Source organism: Amycolatopsis sp. NPDC031561 (genome assembly GCF_055580625.1).
On sequence record NZ_JBVILA010000021.1, the window covers coordinates 164,199 to 181,617 of the forward strand.

Annotated in this window: 17 protein-coding genes; 8 read left to right on the plus strand and 9 right to left on the minus strand. The window is 68.1% G+C overall.

The features are described 5' to 3' along the window. Positions 1-2 precede the first annotated feature (2 nt). Genes ACZ5IK_RS32975 through ACZ5IK_RS32985 form a run of 3 tightly spaced genes read right to left on the minus strand, consistent with a single transcriptional unit; the run spans position 3 to position 2,490 of the window. A complete protein-coding gene (locus ACZ5IK_RS32975) occupies positions 3-848 on the minus strand; it encodes a MaoC/PaaZ C-terminal domain-containing protein (RefSeq protein ID WP_465491278.1) in 846 nt (281 codons plus the stop codon). Further along, entirely contained in the window at positions 845-1,276 is a 432-nt protein-coding gene (locus ACZ5IK_RS32980; protein ID WP_465491279.1) for a type II toxin-antitoxin system Rv0910 family toxin, read from the minus strand. The genes ACZ5IK_RS32975 and ACZ5IK_RS32980 overlap by 4 nt, the downstream gene beginning before the upstream one ends. Positions 1,277-1,296: 20 nt before the next feature. After that, a complete protein-coding gene (locus ACZ5IK_RS32985) occupies positions 1,297-2,490 on the minus strand; it encodes a lipid-transfer protein (protein ID WP_465491280.1) in 1,194 nt (397 codons plus the stop codon). A gap of 180 nt (positions 2,491-2,670) precedes the next feature. On the opposite strand from ACZ5IK_RS32985, the gene ACZ5IK_RS32990 reads away from it, so the two are divergent. Together ACZ5IK_RS32990 and ACZ5IK_RS32995 are read left to right on the plus strand one after the other, a co-directional pair. Then, positions 2,671-3,624 (plus strand): hypothetical protein, encoded by a 954-nt coding sequence (locus ACZ5IK_RS32990; protein WP_465491281.1) that lies wholly within the window; start codon positions 2,671-2,673, stop codon positions 3,622-3,624. A 9-nt stretch (positions 3,625-3,633) separates the two neighbouring features. Continuing rightward, complete coding sequence (locus ACZ5IK_RS32995) at positions 3,634-4,341, plus strand: RraA family protein (protein ID WP_465491282.1); 708 nt, start codon at positions 3,634-3,636, stop codon at positions 4,339-4,341. 93 nt (positions 4,342-4,434) lie between these two features. On the opposite strand, the gene ACZ5IK_RS33000 is transcribed toward ACZ5IK_RS32995, so the two are convergent. Together ACZ5IK_RS33000 and ACZ5IK_RS33005 are read right to left on the minus strand one after the other, a co-directional pair. Then, positions 4,435-5,253, minus strand: a complete 819-nt coding sequence (locus tag ACZ5IK_RS33000) for a ThuA domain-containing protein (protein WP_465491283.1) — start codon at positions 5,251-5,253, stop codon at positions 4,435-4,437. A gap of 5 nt (positions 5,254-5,258) precedes the next feature. After that, positions 5,259-7,088, minus strand: coding sequence for a glycoside hydrolase family 3 protein (locus ACZ5IK_RS33005; RefSeq protein WP_465491284.1), 1,830 nt, complete (start codon positions 7,086-7,088; stop codon positions 5,259-5,261). A gap of 131 nt (positions 7,089-7,219) precedes the next feature. On the opposite strand from ACZ5IK_RS33005, the gene ACZ5IK_RS33010 reads away from it, so the two are divergent. Next, positions 7,220-8,104: a LysR family transcriptional regulator gene (locus tag ACZ5IK_RS33010; protein WP_465491285.1), complete on the plus strand. Its 885-nt coding sequence runs from the start codon at positions 7,220-7,222 to the stop codon at positions 8,102-8,104. Between the two features lie 78 nt (positions 8,105-8,182). Here ACZ5IK_RS33010 and ACZ5IK_RS33015 read toward each other — a convergent pair whose 3' ends face one another. Both ACZ5IK_RS33015 and ACZ5IK_RS33020 read right to left on the minus strand, forming a co-directional pair. Further along, positions 8,183-8,977: a DsbA family protein gene (locus ACZ5IK_RS33015; protein WP_465491286.1), complete on the minus strand. Its 795-nt coding sequence runs from the start codon at positions 8,975-8,977 to the stop codon at positions 8,183-8,185. Between the two features lie 2 nt (positions 8,978-8,979). Beyond that, on the minus strand, positions 8,980-9,468 hold the full coding sequence (locus tag ACZ5IK_RS33020) for a MauE/DoxX family redox-associated membrane protein (protein WP_465491308.1): 489 nt from the start codon (positions 9,466-9,468) through the stop codon (positions 8,980-8,982). A gap of 91 nt (positions 9,469-9,559) precedes the next feature. Here ACZ5IK_RS33020 and ACZ5IK_RS33025 point away from each other — a divergent pair, with 91 nt between their 5' ends. After that, on the plus strand, positions 9,560-10,387 hold the full coding sequence (locus tag ACZ5IK_RS33025) for a glutamate ABC transporter substrate-binding protein (RefSeq protein ID WP_465491287.1): 828 nt from the start codon (positions 9,560-9,562) through the stop codon (positions 10,385-10,387). Next, on the plus strand, positions 10,384-12,774 hold the full coding sequence (gene hrpB / locus ACZ5IK_RS33030; protein WP_465491288.1) for an ATP-dependent helicase HrpB: 2,391 nt from the start codon (positions 10,384-10,386) through the stop codon (positions 12,772-12,774). The genes ACZ5IK_RS33025 and hrpB overlap by 4 nt, the downstream gene beginning before the upstream one ends. A gap of 62 nt (positions 12,775-12,836) precedes the next feature. Here hrpB and ACZ5IK_RS33035 read toward each other — a convergent pair whose 3' ends face one another. After that, positions 12,837-13,625: an ion transporter gene (locus ACZ5IK_RS33035; protein WP_465491289.1), complete on the minus strand. Its 789-nt coding sequence runs from the start codon at positions 13,623-13,625 to the stop codon at positions 12,837-12,839. Positions 13,626-13,760: 135 nt separating this feature from the next. On the opposite strand from ACZ5IK_RS33035, the gene ACZ5IK_RS33040 reads away from it, so the two are divergent. Genes ACZ5IK_RS33040 through ACZ5IK_RS33050 form a run of 3 tightly spaced genes read left to right on the plus strand, consistent with a single transcriptional unit; the run spans position 13,761 to position 16,452 of the window. Continuing rightward, the gene (locus ACZ5IK_RS33040; RefSeq protein ID WP_465491290.1) at positions 13,761-14,678 is read left to right on the plus strand and encodes an ABC transporter ATP-binding protein; all 918 of its coding nucleotides are present in this window, start codon (positions 13,761-13,763) and stop codon (positions 14,676-14,678) included. After that, positions 14,675-15,709, plus strand: a complete 1,035-nt coding sequence (locus tag ACZ5IK_RS33045; protein ID WP_465491291.1) for an alpha/beta hydrolase family protein — start codon at positions 14,675-14,677, stop codon at positions 15,707-15,709. Before ACZ5IK_RS33040 ends, ACZ5IK_RS33045 begins: the two co-directional genes overlap by 4 nt. After that, positions 15,706-16,452, plus strand: a complete 747-nt coding sequence (locus ACZ5IK_RS33050) for an ABC transporter permease (RefSeq protein WP_465491292.1) — start codon at positions 15,706-15,708, stop codon at positions 16,450-16,452. The genes ACZ5IK_RS33045 and ACZ5IK_RS33050 overlap by 4 nt, the downstream gene beginning before the upstream one ends. A 383-nt stretch (positions 16,453-16,835) precedes the next feature. On the opposite strand, the gene ACZ5IK_RS33055 is transcribed toward ACZ5IK_RS33050, so the two are convergent. Then, entirely contained in the window at positions 16,836-17,381 is a 546-nt protein-coding gene (locus ACZ5IK_RS33055) for a TetR/AcrR family transcriptional regulator (RefSeq protein ID WP_465491293.1), read from the minus strand. Positions 17,382-17,419: the final 38 nt, after the last annotated feature.

Consider the following 17,419-nt stretch of genomic DNA (forward strand, 5'->3'; position numbering starts at 1 on the left):
TCCTACTCCGCGAATTCCGCGAGACCGTCTTTGATCACGACCGTCTCGCCGACGGTGGTTTCGAACGCGTGGCTCCCGGCGCCCGCGCGCCAGATCCGCGTCGTCAGGTCCTGGCCGGGCAGTACCGGTTTGGCGAACCGGACGGCGAATCGTTTCAGTCTGTCCACATCGGACCCGGCGACCTCGGTCAGCAGCGCCCAGGACGTGAACGCCATGGTGCACAGGCCGTGCGCGATGATCCCCGGCAGTCCCGAATCCTTCGCGACCTCTTCGTCGAGATGGATCGGCATCGGGTCGCCCGCGGCGGGCGCGTACCGGTACGTCTGGTCGTCGTCGACGTGCTGCTTCACCTCCGCCACCGGCGCCTGTGCGCGCAGCGCGTCGTCGAACTTGTGCTCCGGCCCGAGTTCGCCCCGGGTCTCGCCGGTGTCGAACCCGCGGACGAACAACGTCACGTACTGCTCGTTGACGAGGTCGCCGTCCTCGGTCCGGCATTCGAGGTGGATGGTGCCGCGGGTGCCGTTCGGAAGGCCCTCATACCCGGTCATCCGCGCTCGCGACACGAGCTTGTCACCGGGCCTGATCGGCCGGTGGAAGCGGAATTCCTGTTCCCCGTGCACGATCCGGCCGAACAGCCCGACCGGGACGACCTCCAGCGCGGGTTCCATCAGCGACTCGAACACCGGCACGATCGCGAACACGGGGCTCGCGACGTCCCCGGCGAGATGCGCCGGGATCGGGTCGTTGGTGGCCTTCGCGTACTCGATCAGCCGTTCGCGGGTCACCTCGAACCGGGACTCGTCGGTCCACTTGCCGAGCCCGCCGGGATCGAACCGCTCGTCGGTCACGCGACCAGCGCCTTGAAGTTCTCGAGGGAGGCGTCAAGGTTCTTCTTGCCGTCTTTCTCGACGGCCTTGCCGAGCGCGCCGATGATCATCTGTCCTGCGAACTCCGCGTCGATGCTGGCGAGCGAGCCGTCGCCGGACGCTTCCACCGACAGCTCGAACTTGACCTTCACCCCGGCCATCCCGGTCCCGGAGATCGCGAGCTTCGAGGGCGCCTCGAACTCGTCGACGGTCCAGGTGATCGTGTTCGGCATCCCGAGCATCGTGACGACCTCGGAAGCCTGCGCCCCCTTGGAGAATTCGGCCGGGACCTCGCCCCTCCACTTGGTGTGGATGGTCAGCCACTTCTCGAAGTTGTTGGGGTTGGAGAACTCCGCCCAGACCTTGTCGGGAGCCGCGGGGAGTTCGACGGAGGCACTGATCTTGCCCATGGTTCTTCCTTTCGGTGAGATCAGCGCACGGCGCGCTGGTAGGCGGTGACGACGGCGGCGCCACCGAGTCCGATGTTGTGCTGCAGCGCGGCTTCGACGCCGTCGACCTGGCGTTTGTCCGCGGTTCCCCGCAGCTGCCAGGTCAGTTCGGCGCATTGCGCGAGGCCGGTGGCGCCGAGCGGGTGCCCCTTGGAGATCAGCCCGCCGGACGGGTTGACGACCCATTTCCCGCCGTAGGTGGTCTCCCCGGCGTCGACCAGTTTCCCGGCCTCCCCTTCGGCGCAGAGTCCCAGCGCTTCGTAGAGCAGGAGTTCGTTGGCGGAGAAGCAATCGTGCAGCTCGATGACCTGGAAGTCCTCCGGCCCCAGCCCGGCCTGGTCGTAGACCTGGCGCGAGGCCTGGACGTTCATGTCGTGGCCGATGATGTTCTTCGCGGTCCCGTCGAAGGTGCTGGCGAAGTCGGTGGTCATCGCCTGCCCGACGATCTCGACGGCCTGATCCGCCAGCCCGTGCGAGTCCACAAAGGACTCGCTGGCGAGGATCGCCGCGCCCGAACCGTCCGAGGTCGGGGAACACTGAAGCTTCGTGAGCGGGTCGTAGATCATCCGCGAGTCCAGGATGTCCTGCAGCGAATAGCTTTCCTGGAACTGCGCGTACGGGTTGTTCACCGAGTGCCGGTGGTTCTTCTCGCCGATCTTCGCGAAGTGCTCGGCGGTCGTGCCGTGGGTCTTCATGTGCTCACGGCCCGCCGCGCCGAACATCCACGGCGCGGGAGGGAAGAGCACCTCGGAGATCTCCGCGAGCGCCTGGAGGTGCTTGCCCATCGGCTGCTCGCGGTCGTCGTAGGTCGAGCCGAGCGATCCCGGCTGCATCTTCTCGAACCCGAGCGCGAGCACGCAGTCCGCGCGACCACCCCGGATCGCCTCCGCGGCCAGGTACAGCGCCGTCGACCCGGTCGAGCAGTTGTTGTTGACGTTGACCACCGGGATGCCGGTCATGCCCAGCTCGTAGACCGCGCGCTGCCCCGAGGTCGACTCGCCGTAGACGTAGCCGACGTAGGCCTGCCGCACCTCGTCGAACGAGATCCCGGCGTCTTCGAGCGCCTTCGTCCCGGACTCCTTGGCCATCTGCGGGTAGTCCCAGTCCTCGCGGCGTCCGGGTTTCTCGAACTTCGTCATGCCCACGCCGACGACGTACACCTTGTTGGCCACCACGACGCTCCTTGTCGTTGCCGGTCGCTACTGAAACTGAAGATACAGACAGGTCTGTATTTATCAACCCCTTACATACAATCCTGCACGGATGTTACTTACGGCACGCTCCGTGTCAGGTGACGCAGACAGCAGGAGCGCACCCCCGTTAAACAGGACGGACACGACTCACAGGGGGTTTCGATGAAGCGCACGAGCCTGGTCATGGCGGCCACCGTCGCCGCGGGACTGCTGTCGGCAGGCACCGCGTCGGCGAGTGACTGGACGATGAGCTACCTGCCGTTGCCGTCCGGCGGTGGCGGAACCGCGCGGGTGAACGCCACGAACGGCACCGGGGGCTACGCGGGGACCTACGACGGAAGGCTGATCACCTGGGCGGGCGGGACCTTCGAGGACCACGGCATCCCGGCGGGCTACACCTCGGTCGAAGCGGTCGACGAGAACGCGTCCGGTTCGGTCCTCGGCAACGCCGTCTCCTACCCGGAGGGGAGCCGCTACCCGGACAAGCACGCCTTCGCCTTCGAGAACGGCGGCTTCCAGTTCCTGGGGAAGGTTCCGGGCTACTACAACACGCAAGCCCGCGGTACGAACGACCGCGGCGACGTCGTCGGCACGGTGTTCAACGACATCCGCTACGGCTCCACGGCCGCTTTCTGGCCGTCCGGCGACCGTGAGCACCCGGTGCTGCTGGACGTCCCGCCGTTGCTCTTCCCCGTCGGCATCGACCAAGACGGAACCATCCTGCTGAACGAGCAGTTCGGCGGCACCTGGCTCTGGAAGGACGGGGTACTGCGGCAGCTCGTCCTCCCGGACGGCCTCCGGGAATCACGCGGGATCGCGATCCGGAACGGGAAGGTGCTGGCCTCGACCCAGCTGGGCGACCGGCTCTGGTCGTCCATCGACACCTCCGAGGAGGTCCCGGACAACATGTACACGATGGCGCTCAACGGATCCGGCCTGGTCACCGGATGGATCTCGCCGAGAACTCCCACGGTGTGGTCCCCGGGCGGCCCGGTGACGACGCTTCCCTCCCCCGGCAACGCGTACGGCATCGTCGTGGGCGACAACGGCGAGATCGCCGGAACGCTGGAGAGCAGCGGCGGCGGCAACACCCCCGTGGTGTGGCGCCGTGGCTAAAGTCGGGACATGGATCCCGAGGAGCTTCGGCAGCGGTTCTCCCAGCTGACCACCGCGCATCTGACCGACGGCTGCGTCCGCGCGGGCGTACCGGTCCGATGCGCGCCCGCCGGCACGCACACGGTCGTGCCCGGCGGCCGCGTGGCCGGGCGGGTCACCCCCGCCCGGCACGTCGGCAGCGTCGACGTCTTCCTGGAGGCGTACGAAACCGCGAACCCCGGCGACATCCTCGTCGTCGACAACCGCGGAAGGCTCGACGAAAGCTGCGTCGGGGACCTCGCGGTCCTCGAAGCGGAGGCGGCCGGGCTGGGCGGCGTCGTCATCTGGGGCCTGCACCGCGACACTGCCGACATCAAGAAGATCGGCCTGCCCGTGTTCAGCCTCGGCTCGATCCCGACCGGCCCGCTCTCGGTCTCGGCCCGCCCGGACGGCGCGCTGGACTCGGCCGTCGTCGGCGAATGGACGGTGACCCGGGACGACCTCGTGTTCGGCGACGAGGACGGGGTCCTGTTCATCGCGGCCGACCGGGCCGACGAGGTCTTGGACCGCGCCGAGAGCATCCGCGACACGGAACGGCTCCAGGCCGACCGGATCCGCGCCGGAGAGTCCCTTCGCCAGCAGGTGCGCTTCGCCGACTTCCTCGCGGAGCGCGCGAAGACGCCTTCGCTGACGTTCCGCGAACACCTGCGCTCGGTCGGCGGCGCCATCGAGGAGTAGCAAGGGACCTTTGCTGTCGCCCGCACGACTGGGTGCTGGGGTCAAAGTCCGTGAAGGCCTCCTTGAGGGACTCAGGGTCCCTCAAGGAGGCCTTCACGGACTTACGAGAGCGCCGCCGAGCCACAGCAGACCGTCGATGACGAAGCGGTTCTGCACCTCACTGCCGAAGGTCGACGACAACGGCTGGTTCGTCTCGTAGTTCATCTTGTTGTGGCCGAAGTTGGCGTACAGCATCTTGTACTTGCTGTTGGTCCAGAGGATCGGGTAATACCCGCTGTACCAGGACTGGTTCGGGTCGGTCCCCAGCGGGAAGCTCACCGGGTCCACCGACGCGAGGATCCGGATGTCCGGGTTCTTGCGCAGGTCGCTGTTCCAGGCGTACCACTCGCTCACCGACGAGGTGAACGTCGCGGGCAGCCGCGTGGTCGAGGGATGCGGCCGGTTCTCCACCTTCAGCGTCGCCGTCGTCGGTCCCCAGGTGTTGGACTTGAACGCGCCCGTGCCGAGGAACTTGTTGTGATACCAGTCCCAAGTGGACGGATTGGTGTTGAACGCGGCGACGTGGAAACCGAAGAACGCGCCACCCGCCTTCACGTAGCGCTCGAAACCCGCGCGCTGCGACGAGGTCTGCGGCAGGTCGTCCAGGAACAGCACGACCTGGTACTGCGAAGGCTGCAGGGAGTTCAGCTGGTTCCAGTTGTTGGTCGCGGTGTAGCTGAAGTTGTTCTGCGAAGCGGTGTTCGGGAACCACTGGTTGGCTTCCTTGACGAAGCTGATGTGCGCCGCGTCGTAGGTGCCGTTGTAGAAGGCCAGCACCTTGAACGCGGGTGCCGCCTGTGCCGTCACCGGCGCCAGCGCCAGTGCGAGACACGAAACGAACAGCAGAGCGAGCCGGACCGCGAATTTCTTCATCTTGCTCACCACCCATGCCGATAGCGAAGGCCGAACCCGAACGGGAACAGCCCGGACTTTCCATCGCCGACGTTGATCGGCTGCTGGTCAGCACTGCGCATCCAGGTCACCGGCAGCTTGCCGGTGGGGTTGTAGTCACCGAAGAGCACATCCGCGACGCCCTGGCCTTCGGAGCCGGGCAGCCACGACGCGATCAACCCGTCCCAAGCCGGCACCTGCCGGGCGATGTCCAGCGGCCGCCCGGAAACGAGCACCACCACCGTCGGGACGCCGCTGTCCTGCAGCCGCTTCAAGGTCGCCAGATCTTCGGCGTCGAGCCCCATTCCCTCCGGCTTGTCACCGCGGCCTTCGGCGTACGGCGTCTCCCCGACCACCGCGACAGCGACGTCGTAGGACTTGTCGATCCCGTTCGCGTCCTTGTCGAAGGTGACCGTGGACGACGGCTTCGCGGTGTGCCGGATCCCTTGCAGGATGGTCGTTCCCTCGGTGACCGGACCGCTCTTGCCCTGCCAGCCGACCGTCCAGCCGCCGCTCTGGTTCCCGATGTCGTCGGCGCTCTTGCCCGCGACGAAGATCCGGTTGCGCGACTTGTCCAGCGGCAGCACCCGGTTCTCGTTCTTCAGCAGCACCTGTGATTGCCGGACGGCCTGCCGCGCGAGGGCGCGGTGCTCGTCGCTGCCGACGGTCTTGAGAAACCGGCGATCGGTCAGCGGCCGTTCGAACAGGCCCAGCTCGAACTTCTTCGTCAGGATGCGCTTGTTCGCGTCGTCGATCCGCGCCTGCGTGACCCGTCCGGCGAGGACCTCGGACTTCAGCGTGTCCATGAACTTCCGGTATTCGAAGGGCACCATCACCATGTCGATGCCGGCGTTGATCGACGCGGTGACCTCGGCCGGGGTGAAGCCCGGCTGCCGGTCGATCTGGTCGATGCCGTTGTAGTCCGAGATCACGATGCCGGAGAACCCGAGTTCGCCCTTGAGCACGTCGTTGATCAGGTAGGAACCGGCGTGCATCTTGAGGCCGTTCCAGCTGCTGTAGGAGATCATCACCGAGCCGACGCCGCGGCGGACGGCCTCGCGGAACGGCGGCAGGTGCACCTTGCGGAGTTCGGCTTCGCTGATGCCGGTCTCGCCCTGGTCGTCGCCGCCGGTGGTGCCGCCGTCGCCGATGTAGTGCTTCGCGGTCGCGAGCACCGATCCGGGCGCGGACAGCGAACGGCCCTGCATCCCGTCGATGGCCGTCGTCATCGCGGACGCGATTTCCGGTACCTCGCCGAAGGACTCGTACGTGCGTCCCCACCGGTCGTTGCGCGCGACGCACAGGCACGGCGCGAAGTTCCAGTCGATGCCGGTGCCCGAGACCTCTTCGGCGGTCGCGCGGCCGATCTTCTCGACCAGCGCGGGATCGCGCGTCGCGCCGAGGCCGATGTTGTGCGGGAAGACCGTGGCGCCGTAGAGCCCGTTGTGGCCGTGGACGGCGTCGACACCGTAGATCAGCGGGATGCCGAGCCGGGTCGCGAGAGCTTCCTTCTGGAAGTTGTCGTACATGTCGGCCCACGTGACCGCGTTGTTCGGGGTCGGCTGGGAGCTGCCGCCGGAGAGCAGGGAACCGAGCATGCCCTTGGTGACGTCGCCGGGCGCCTTGATCCCGAGCCGCTCGGCCTGCGTCATCTGGCCGATCTTCTCGTCGAGGGTCATCCGCGAAAGCAGATCGGCCACGCGCACTTTTACCGGCCGCCAAGCGTCCCGGTAAGCGGGGCCGTTTCCGGCGACTGCCGGGGTATGCGACCCCAGCACCAGCGCGGCCGTCACTATCCCCAGGGTGAATCTCCGCATTCGGGTCCTCCTCGACACCATGCGTAAGTTCAAGACTTGAATTAACGCATGACAAAGCTGGCGTGGTCTAGACCTGCGGAAAAGACGGTTCCCGGTGACCGACACCGGCCCGAATCGATAACCTGGGGATTATGGAACTGCGGGACATCGAGATCTTCTTGGCGCTGGCCGACGAATTGCATTTCGGCCGCACCGCCGAGCGGCTGCACGTCTCGCAGGCACGGGTGAGCCAGACGATCAAACAGGTGGAACGCCGGATCGGCGCCCCGCTGTTCGCCCGCACCAGCAGGCGGGTCCAGCTCACCCCGATCGGCAAACGGCTGCGCGACGACCTCGGCCCCGCGTACCGCGCGCTGCACGAAGGCATCGAACGCGCGGTCGCGGCCGGGCGCGGGATCGGCGGCGTGCTGCGGCTGGGCTTCGAGGCCCCCGGCGTCGCCGATCTGACCGAAGATCTCCTGAATCGCTTCCGGCAGCGTTATCCCGGCACGGAATTGCTCATCCGAGAGGCCGACTTCGCCGACCCCTTCGCGATGCTGCGATCGGGTGAGGTCGACGTCTTGGTGACCCTGCTTCCGGTCGACGAAGCCGATCTCGCGACCGGACCGGCCGTGTACGCCGAACCGATGGTGCTCGCGGTGTCGTCGAAACACCCTTTCGCACGACGAAAGTCAGTCACCCTGGACGATCTCGCGCGCGACACCGTCCTCCGCGCGGCACATCCGCCAAAGCCGTACTGGTTCGAGGAACCGCGACAGTGGCTGACGCCTGCCGGATATCTCGTGACCCGGGGCAAACCCTTCGCGACGTTTCAGGAACTGCTCGCCGCGATCGCCACCGGCGCCGGAATCTGCCCGCTCGCCGCGCACGCGCAGGAGTACTTCTCGCATCCCCGGATCCGCTTCGTGCCCTTCGCCGGTTCACCCGACGTCGAGTGGGGCCTCGTTTGGCCGCGCTCCGCCGAGACAGCCCGCGTACAGGCCCTCGCGTCCGTCGCCTCCGCTTCGCGCCCCTGACTCCCCTGCGTTTCGTCCTCTAGTTGCGGTCTTTGCACGCGCAACTACCGCAACTAGAGGACTAAACGCGGCGAAAAACTAGCCGACGACCTTCTTCAGCCAGTCCTTCTCGAGCTTCACGACCTGCCCGTTCGACGCGACCGTCGGCGTGCCGAAGCCGGGACCGTTGCCGAAGTCCTGCTGCAGCGACGGATCCGTGGAGGTCTTCTTGTACGCGTCCTGGATCTGCTGCTCGTAGACGCCGGTGTTGATCGCCGTCGCGAAGGCCGGGTCGGTGATGCCGACGTCCTTGCCGAGCTTGATCAGCTGCGCTTTGTCGAATCCGCGCGCGCCTTCCTGCGGCTGGTCCTTGAACAGCGCGTCGTGGAAGGCGAGGAACTTGCCCGCGTCGGCCGCGGCGAGCGAGGCGTTGGCGGAGTCCAGCGAGTAGCCCGGCGGGTCGGAACGCTGGTTGAGCATCGGCAGCATGTGATAGCGGACCTGCAGGGTCCCGTTGTTCACCTGCTCCTCGATCTGCCCCTTGAACGACTCTTCGAACTGCTTGCAAACAGGGCACAGGAAGTCGGCGTAGACGTCGATGGACTTCTTCGCCTCGGGCTTGCCGGCCGTCACGACGGCCCCGTCGCGCTTCTCGACGACGCCCGCCGCCCAGGTGCCCGACTGCGCCGCGATCACCTTGCCCTCGGTGCTGTCCTTGCTGGACGTCGTCCAGATCACGCCGCCGATCACCAGCGCGGCGAGCACGACCACCGCGACCGTGATCGCGACGACCTTCTTCTTGTCGCCGCCCGCGACGCCCCTGGCCTGTGCCACGGAGCGCGAGGCCGTCTGCTGCTGCTTGCGTTTCCGAGCGTTGCGCTCAGCTCCACCCACGATTATTCGTTCCCTTCAGCGATACCCACATAGTCGTCGTCGGCGGGGCCCCGAGAGTTCCCGAGCCAGCCGTCCACGGACAGCCAGGTCCGCGGCCGCACGATCAGCCAGACACCCAGCAGGGCGAACCCGAGGTCCCTGGCGATCTCCTGCGGATACTGCGTCTGATCCGCGGCGATCTGACCGCCACCGCCGAAGCAGCCGCAATCGATGCTCAGCCCGCGCGCCCACGATTGGGCGATCGCGGCGATGAGCACCGCGAGCAGCAGCACCGACAGCACCGACACCCAGCGGGTCACGAACCCGGCGAGCAGGAGCAGGCCGAGCGCCAGTTCCGCGAGCGGCATCCCGATCGCGACCGGGCGGACGAGCCCGTCCGGCAGGACGTCGAACGCCTGCACGGCGACATAGGTCTGCCCCGGATCACTGATCTTCAGCGCTCCGGAAATCAACCAGACGGCGGCCAGTCCGAGCCGGGCGAGGGTGCCCACGGCGTCGAGCACGACTTGGGGCGGTCTACGCACGGGCCTAGGCTAGCCGTCGACCCTGAGAACAACGTGAGGCGGCGGACGGAGGTACCCGATGAGGGGACGCGCCCTGCTGACGGTCTGTTTGATGCTGGTCACAACGGCGGCCTGCAGCAAAGAGGCGGGTCCGGCGGATTCCCTCGTCGCGCGCGCCGTCGGGTCCAACAAACTCACCATCGGCATCCGCTTCGACCAGCCGGGTCTCTCCAAACGGACGGTCGACGGACGGTATGTCGGCTTCGACGTCGACGTGGCGAAGTACATCGCGAGCGAATTGGGTGTCGACGAGGATCACATCACCTGGCACGACAGCAAGCCGTCGTCGCGCGAGACGGACATAACATCCGGGGTCACGGATCTGATGGTGGCGACCTACTCGATCACCGAAAAACGGAAACAGACGGTCGCCTTCGCCGGACCGTATTTCGACACCGGCCAGGACCTGCTCGTCCGCCTCCGGTCGACCGACATCACCGGTCCCGAGAACCTCAACGGCCGCAAACTGTGCGCCGTGGGCGGCACCACCTCGGCCGAGCAGGTGCGCGACAAGTTCGCCCAGGCCGTCCAGCTCGTCGAATACCCGCGCTACCAGGACTGCGTCACGGCGCTGCTCGCGCAGCAGGTCGACGCGGTGACCACCGACGACGTCATCCTGGCGGGCTACGTGGCGCAGAACCCGGAGTTGCTGAGAGTCGTCGGCAAGCCGTTCTCGAAGGAGAAATACGGCGTCGGCCTGCGCAAAGGTGACACGGAGGGCCGCGCGGCGGTGGCCAGGGCCATCCAGAAGATGATCTCTTCCGGCGACTGGCTCGACTCGCTGAACCGCAACATCGGCCCGTCCGGCTACCGAATCCCGCCCCCGCCGCAGGTCACCGAGCAGTGACCCTTCCCGATCTGCCGGTTCGCGCCGTCCTGCCCGAACTCGAAGCCGCTCTCGACGCCCATGGCACCGCCGTGCTCGTCGCGCCCCCTGGAACCGGCAAGACCACCCTGGTGCCGCTCGCGCTGGACAATGGCGAAGGCCGGGTGATCGTCGCCGAACCGAGGCGGCTGGCCGCACGGGCCGCGGCGGCGCGGATGGCGTCCCTGCTGGGCGAACGGGTCGGCGAGACGGTCGGTTACTCGGTACGCGGAGACCGGAAGGTCTCGTCTTCGACGCGGATCGAAGTGGTCACTTCGGGACTGCTGGTCCGGCGGGTGCAGGGCGATCCCGAACTGGCCGGGGTGTCGACCGTCCTGCTCGACGAATGCCACGAGCGCCACCTCGACGCGGACCTGCTGCTCGCGCTGCTGCTGGACGTGCGCGCAGGGCTGCGGGACGACCTGCGCCTGCTCGCGACGTCCGCCACCGTGGCCGCCGGACGGCTGGCGGCCCTACTCGGTGACGCGCCGGTGATCACCGCGCACGCGCGGACCTATCCGGTCGACGTCTCGTACTCCCCGCCCGCACGCGGCGAGCGGATCGAGGCGACCGTGGTCCGAGCGATCCACAAAGCACTGTCCGAAGGAGACGGTGACGTACTCGCCTTCCTTCCCGGTGCCGGTGAAATCTCCAGGGTCAGCGGCATGCTCGGCGGCCTGGACGCGGACGTACTGCCCCTGCACGGACGGCTTTCGGCGGCGAGTCAGGACGACGCGCTGCGCCCGCGTGCCCGCCGCCGGGTGGTGCTCTCGACGTCGGTCGCCGAGTCCAGCCTGACCGTGCCGGGTGTCCGCGCGGTGGTGGACTGCGGCCTGTCCCGGGTCCCCCGCGTCGATCACCGGCGCGGACTGCCGGGGCTGGCGACGGTCCGCGTTTCGGCCGCCGTCGCGGAACAGCGCACCGGCCGGGCCGGGCGCGAGGCGCCGGGGCGCGCGTACCGGTGCTGGGCGGCGCACGAGCAGGGGTCCCTGCCCGCCTACCCCGAACCCGAGATCAGGACGGCGGAGCTGGCGCGCTTCGCGCTCGAACTCGCGTGCTGGTCCACTCCGGACGGCTCCGGCCTCTCCTGGTGGGATCCGCCGGGTGAAGGCGCGCTGGCCGCCGGTCGCGCGTTGCTGACCACGCTCGGGGCGACCACCGAAGACGGGACGGTGACCGACCGCGGCCGGAAGATGGCCGGGCTCGGGCTGCATCCGCGCCTGGCGCGGGCGCTGCTGGACGGCGCGGCGCGGACCAACGCGCGTTCGGCGGCCGAGGTCGTCGCGCTGCTGGACAGCGGCGGCACCCTGACCGATCTCGAAGCCGAGCTGCGGCGTGTGCGGGACGACGGGCGCTGGAAGTCCGACGTGCGAAGACTTTCCAAGCTGGTGCCCGACGGCGGCAAGGCGTCCGATCCGGCACTGGTCGTGGCCCTGGCGCATCCCGAACGGCTCGCGCGGCGGCGTTCCGCGGGGACGCCGGTGTATCTGATGGCCGGTGGCACGGCGGCGGAACTGCCGCGCGGCAGCGGACTGGCGGACGTCGAATGGCTGGCGGTGGCCGAAGCGACCCGCGATCCCGGCCGCGCGCAGGGCATCATCCGGCTGGCCGCCCCCGCCGACGAGGCCCTCGCCGTGCGCGCGGCGCCGAATCTCGTTTCGACGGTGGACGAAGTGCACTGGGCGGGCGGGGACGTCGTAGCGCGTTCGATGCGGAGGCTCGGGGCGATCGTGCTGTCGGAGAAGCCGTTGCGCTCCCCCGCGCCGGACGCGATCCGCGCCGCGCTGCTGGACGGCCTGCGCACCGAGGGACTCGGCCTGCTGCGCTGGTCGGAGGACGGGCGGCGACTGCGCGAACGGCTGTCCTTCCTGCATCGGGTGCTGGGCTCACCGTGGCCCGCGGTCGATGACGCCGCCCTCTTGTCCACTGTGGACAGCTGGCTCGATCTCGGCTCGGCGCGCCGCCGGTCGGACCTGGCGTCGCTGGACGCGGGCGCCGCGCTGCGCGGGCTGATGCCCTGGCCCGAAGCGTCGCGCTTGGACGAGTTGGCGCCGGACCGGCTGGAGGTGCCGTCGGGTTCGCGGATCCGGGTCGACTACTCGGGTGAGCAGCCGGTGCTGGCCGTGAAACTGCAGGAGACCTTCGGCTGGCTCGCGACGCCGGAGCTGGCGGGCGTCCCCGTCGTCCTGCACCTGCTCTCGCCCGCCGGTCGGCCCGCGGCGGTCACCGCGGATCTGGAATCGTTCTGGCGCAACGGTTACGCGGCCGTACGCGCCGATCTCCGCGGGCGCTATCCGAAGCATCCCTGGCCGGAAGACCCGTTGAGCGCGGCTCCGACCCGGCGGACCGCGCGGCGCCGGATGTCATGAAAGGGGCTTTCAGGACAATTTTCGTCCTGAAAGCCCCTTTCATGACACTTCCAGAATCTCCTTCAGTCCATCATCTGGTGCTGAGGCCTGGTCGGCAGCTGCGCGGCCAGCTCCTCGTCGTCCTCTTTCTCGTTCAGCCCGAGTTGCACCGCGCTCCGGATCTGCTCCCGGTTCTCCCGCACGACATGCGCGAAGAACTCGTCGATCCGCGGGTCCGTCAGTACTTCGAGGATCACGCGCATCGCGGTGTCGATCACCGAACGCACCACCTCGTCGTGGAACGGAAGCTTGGAAAGCCGTCCGGCCTGCGGGTCGTTCTTCAGCTTCTCGGCGATGATCCCCCGCAGCAGCGATTGGTTGTCACCCAGTGACCGTGCGAGGTTCTGCGGGTAGTTCCCGGTTTCCAGCACCTTGACGACCTCGTCGAGCACCGCGATCGTGATCGGTTTCTTGATCGCCAGCACGATCGGCCGCGAAAGCCGTTCGACCAGCCGCTGGGTGAACCGCTCCCCGAACGCGCGGTCGGCCGTGCGCGCGAGCCGGACGAGCACGACCAGGATCCGCAGCAGCCGGAACCCGCGCAGCGCCGGATGCGCGATCGGGATCATGCCGAGGATTTCGTACCAGTTGCGCAGCGGGAACCACTTCTCCCAGCCGTTGCGCCGCCATCGCCACAGGAATTCGAGCGCGAAGATCCCGCACACCGCCGTGTCGATGATGAAGACGGTGTGCGCCGTCTCGTCCGAATGCGGGAAGAACGTCACGTAGACGAGCAGCCCGACGGAGAACACGGCGAGGACGAGCATCACCAGGTCGAGCGGATTCACGCGCCGTTGTTCGCGGGTGGTCATGGCGCCGATTCTGCCTTTCCGGGGTGACTCGTGCCGAGCGGCACCTGTCGAAAGTAAGGGATGACCGATGACTTCGGGGCGATGTCCGCACGTGTCCCCGCGTCGGAAACTTTCGGTACACGAAGGAGGGCGCGGATGATCACGCTTCGAGGACTCACGAAGCGCTATGGCGAGAAGACGGTGGTCGACGGGCTGTCCTTCACCGTCGAGCCGGGCAAGGTGACCGGTTTCCTCGGTCCCAACGGCGCGGGCAAGTCGACGACCATGCGGATGACGCTCGGCCTCGACGCGCCGAGCGGCGGCGAGGTCCACATCGGCGGCGAGAAGTACGCGGACCTGCGGTATCCGCTGCGTGAGGTCGGCGCGTTGCTGGAGGCCAAGGCACTGCACCCCGGCCGGAGCGCGGGCAAGCACCTCCTGGCGATGGCGCGCAGCAACGGGCTCCCGGCGAGCCGGGTGGACGAGGTGCTCGCGACGGTCGGTCTCACCGATGTCGCGGGCAAACGAGCCGGGACGTTTTCGCTCGGCATGGGACAACGGCTGGGCATCGCCGGCGCGCTCCTGGGCGACCCGGGCGTGCTGATGTTCGACGAACCGGTCAACGGCCTCGACCCCAACGGCGTCCGCTGGGTGCGACAGCTGATGCGTTCGCTGGCGGCGGAGGGCCGCACGGTGTTCGTGTCGAGCCACCTGATGAGCGAGATGCAGCTGACCGCGGACAGGCTGGTCGTCATCGGCAAGGGAAAACTGCTCGCCGACGCCCCGGTGGACGAATTCATCGCGGGCAATTCACGGACGTCGGTCGCGGTACGGGTGCCCGTTCCCGCCGAACTGCGCGCACTCGACCAGCGTCTGCGCGCGCTCGGCGCGACCACGGAAGCCGACCGGGACGAACTGATCGTGCACGACCTGCCCGTCCACCGTGTCGGTGACGCGGTGCACGAACTCGGGATCCGCGTGCACGGGCTGACCGAACAGACGGCGTCGCTGGAACAGGCCTACATGGAATTGACCGCGTCGTCGGTCGAATACGGAACGGGAGTCGCGGCATGAAGTCACTCATGGTCCTGGTGGCGGTGATCGCCGGTCTGCTGGGGGTGCCGGCGGCCGCGGCGGCGGCACCGAATCTGTCGCTGCCCGCGCCGGGCGGCCCGTTCCCGATCGGACTGCGCACGCTGCACCTCACCGACCAGGCGCGAGCCGATCCTTGGGTGCCCGAGAAGCGGCGCGAGCTGATGGTCAACGTCTGGTACCCGGCGGTCCCGATCGGGCGGGCACCGCTGTACATGACGCACGCGGAGTCGGCGGCCGCGGTCGCCGGGCGGAAGCTCGACGTGCCGCCGGACACGCTGAGCAAGGTGCGGGTCCACTCGAGGGAGAACGCGCCTTCGCTGCCCGGACGTCGCCCGCTGGTCCTGCTCTCGCCGGGCGCGGGCAACAACCGGATCACTCTGACCTCGGTGGCGGAACATCTTGCCGCACAAGGTTTCGTGGTCGCCGGGATCGACCACGCCTACGAAGCCTGGGCGACGGAGTTCCCCGGCGGCCTGCGCCAGTGCGTCCCTTGTGGACAGCAGAACGACCCTTGGCCCGCCGCGATCGCGAACCGCGCGATCGACACGTCGTTCGTCATCGACACCCTGGTGAAGGACCGGCGCTGGTCGATCGATACCGGGAAGATCGGGATGGCCGGTCACTCCGCCGGTGGTTCGGCGACCGCCGCCACGATGGCCGCCGACCGGCGGGTCAAAGCGGGCGTGAACGTCGACGGCCCCTTCTACGGCACCGTTTCCCTCGACCGGCCGCTGCTTCTCCTGACGAGTCCGATCGGCGAGGAGCACTTCAGCCCGACCTGGGACGAGACCTGGCCGCGGCTCACCGGGCCGAAAGAGCGGTTCCTGGTCAAGGACAGTGGCCATTCGTCGGTGACCGACGCGGCGATCCTGATCGACCAGTTGGGGCTGCGGCCGCAGATTCCGCCGGCAGAGGTCGAGAACCAGTACGGCTCGATCGATTCCCGGAAGGCGCTGGACTTCTTCCGTGACCGGCTGACCGGTTTCTTCAAGCAGTGGAGCGCACGATGAACGCGATCTCTTCGGAATGGACCAAGTTCTGGTCGGTCCGCTCGACGTGGTGGTGCCTGAGCCTCGGGGTCGTCCTGATGCTCGCCTACTCCGGCGCGCTGGGCCTGGCCGCGCACGCGGGCGTCGAAAACTCGATGGCCCCGCACGCCGTGGTGACCGGGGCGGCTTTCTACCTCACCCAGTTCGCCGTGGTCGCGCTGGCGGCGCTGTTCATCACGAGCGAATACGCCAGCGGCAGCATCCGCTCGACCTTGCAGTGGATCCCGGTGCGGAACCGGCTTCTCGCGGCGAAATCGGCGGTCCTGTTGCCGGTCCTGTTCGGCTACGGCGTTCTGAACACCCTTCTCGCCGTGGCGATCTCGGCACCGCTGATCCCCGCGCGGGATTCCTCGGTGGGCGATGTCCTCACGACTGCCGCGGGCATGGGTGGCTACTTCGGACTGCTGGGCCTGCTCTGCCTCGGCCTGGGCACGGCGCTGCGAAGCACGGCGGGGACGATCGTGACGGTGTTCGTCCTGCTGGTGATGATCCCGATGTTCGCCGGTTCGCTGGGCGGGGAAGACCTCGTGAACTACTTCCCCGGCTTCGCGGGCGTGAACGCGATGCTCTCCGCAGGGGAGCCGAACCCCATCTTCGGCGGCGTCGCGCCCTACGCGCCCTGGGTCGGCATCGTGCTCTGCACGGCTTGGGCGGCGGCCGGACTCGCCGCCGGTTCCACCGTGCTCCGGCGACGCGACGCCTGAGCGGGGGAGCAAGGGACCTTTGCTCTCGCTTCCACGCGACACTTCAGGTGGAGCGGCAGGTCCGTGAAGGTCTCCTTCCCTACTCTCAAGGTAGGCAAGGATGCCTTCACGGACTCTCGGGTCCCAGGACTTCCGGGCAGCGCCCTGACAAGGGTGACCACCGGTCCGATCACGCCCGAGAGGTGACCGTCCGTGCAGGGTGTGTGGAAATAGGGACATTCAACGTCCCTATTTCCACACACCCCCGACCCAAACTGTCCCTTCACACCGCCACTGCCAGCTCGCGCTTACCTCAACATCGAGAGAAGCGACACCAAAGGTCCCTTGCTCTCTTCCGCGCCAAAACCGCAGGTCAGCGCCCAGGCGATAGCAAAGGTCCCCTGCTACCCCGCCACTCCGAGCCCCGCCAAGACCTCCCGCGCTCCCCGCGTCATCTCCGCGAGATCCGGCGGCCGCAGCGAGCCCGTCCCGGCCAGCGCGTCGAAGATCGTCCCGTCCAGCCACGCGACGAGCACCCGTGCGTGCCGCTCCGGCTCGGCCGATCCGCGGACGGCCAGTACCTCGGCACACCGCCGCCGGATGACCAGCCCCCCGCGGTCGTACGCCTCGCGCAACTCCGGCCGCCGCGTCGCCTCCAGCGCGAACTCGTACCGCGCGAGCATCCGCGTCCGCCCCCGCGTGATCGCCGCGTGGGCGAACCCCGCCACGTATTCCGCCAGCTGCCCGGGCGCGGGATCCAGGGTGACGTCGTCGAGTTCGACCATCCGCGAGATCGCCAGCTCCAGCAGCGCCGCCCGCGTCCGCGCGTAGTACGAGGTCGACCCCGGCGGCAGCCCGGCGAACCGGTCGACGGCCCGATGCGTCAGTCCGCGCATCCCTTCGGCCGCGATCACCTCGATGGCCGCGTCCCCGATCGTCGCCTTTCGCACTCTACAAGTGTAGTAGTACTCTACAAATGTAGAGGAGG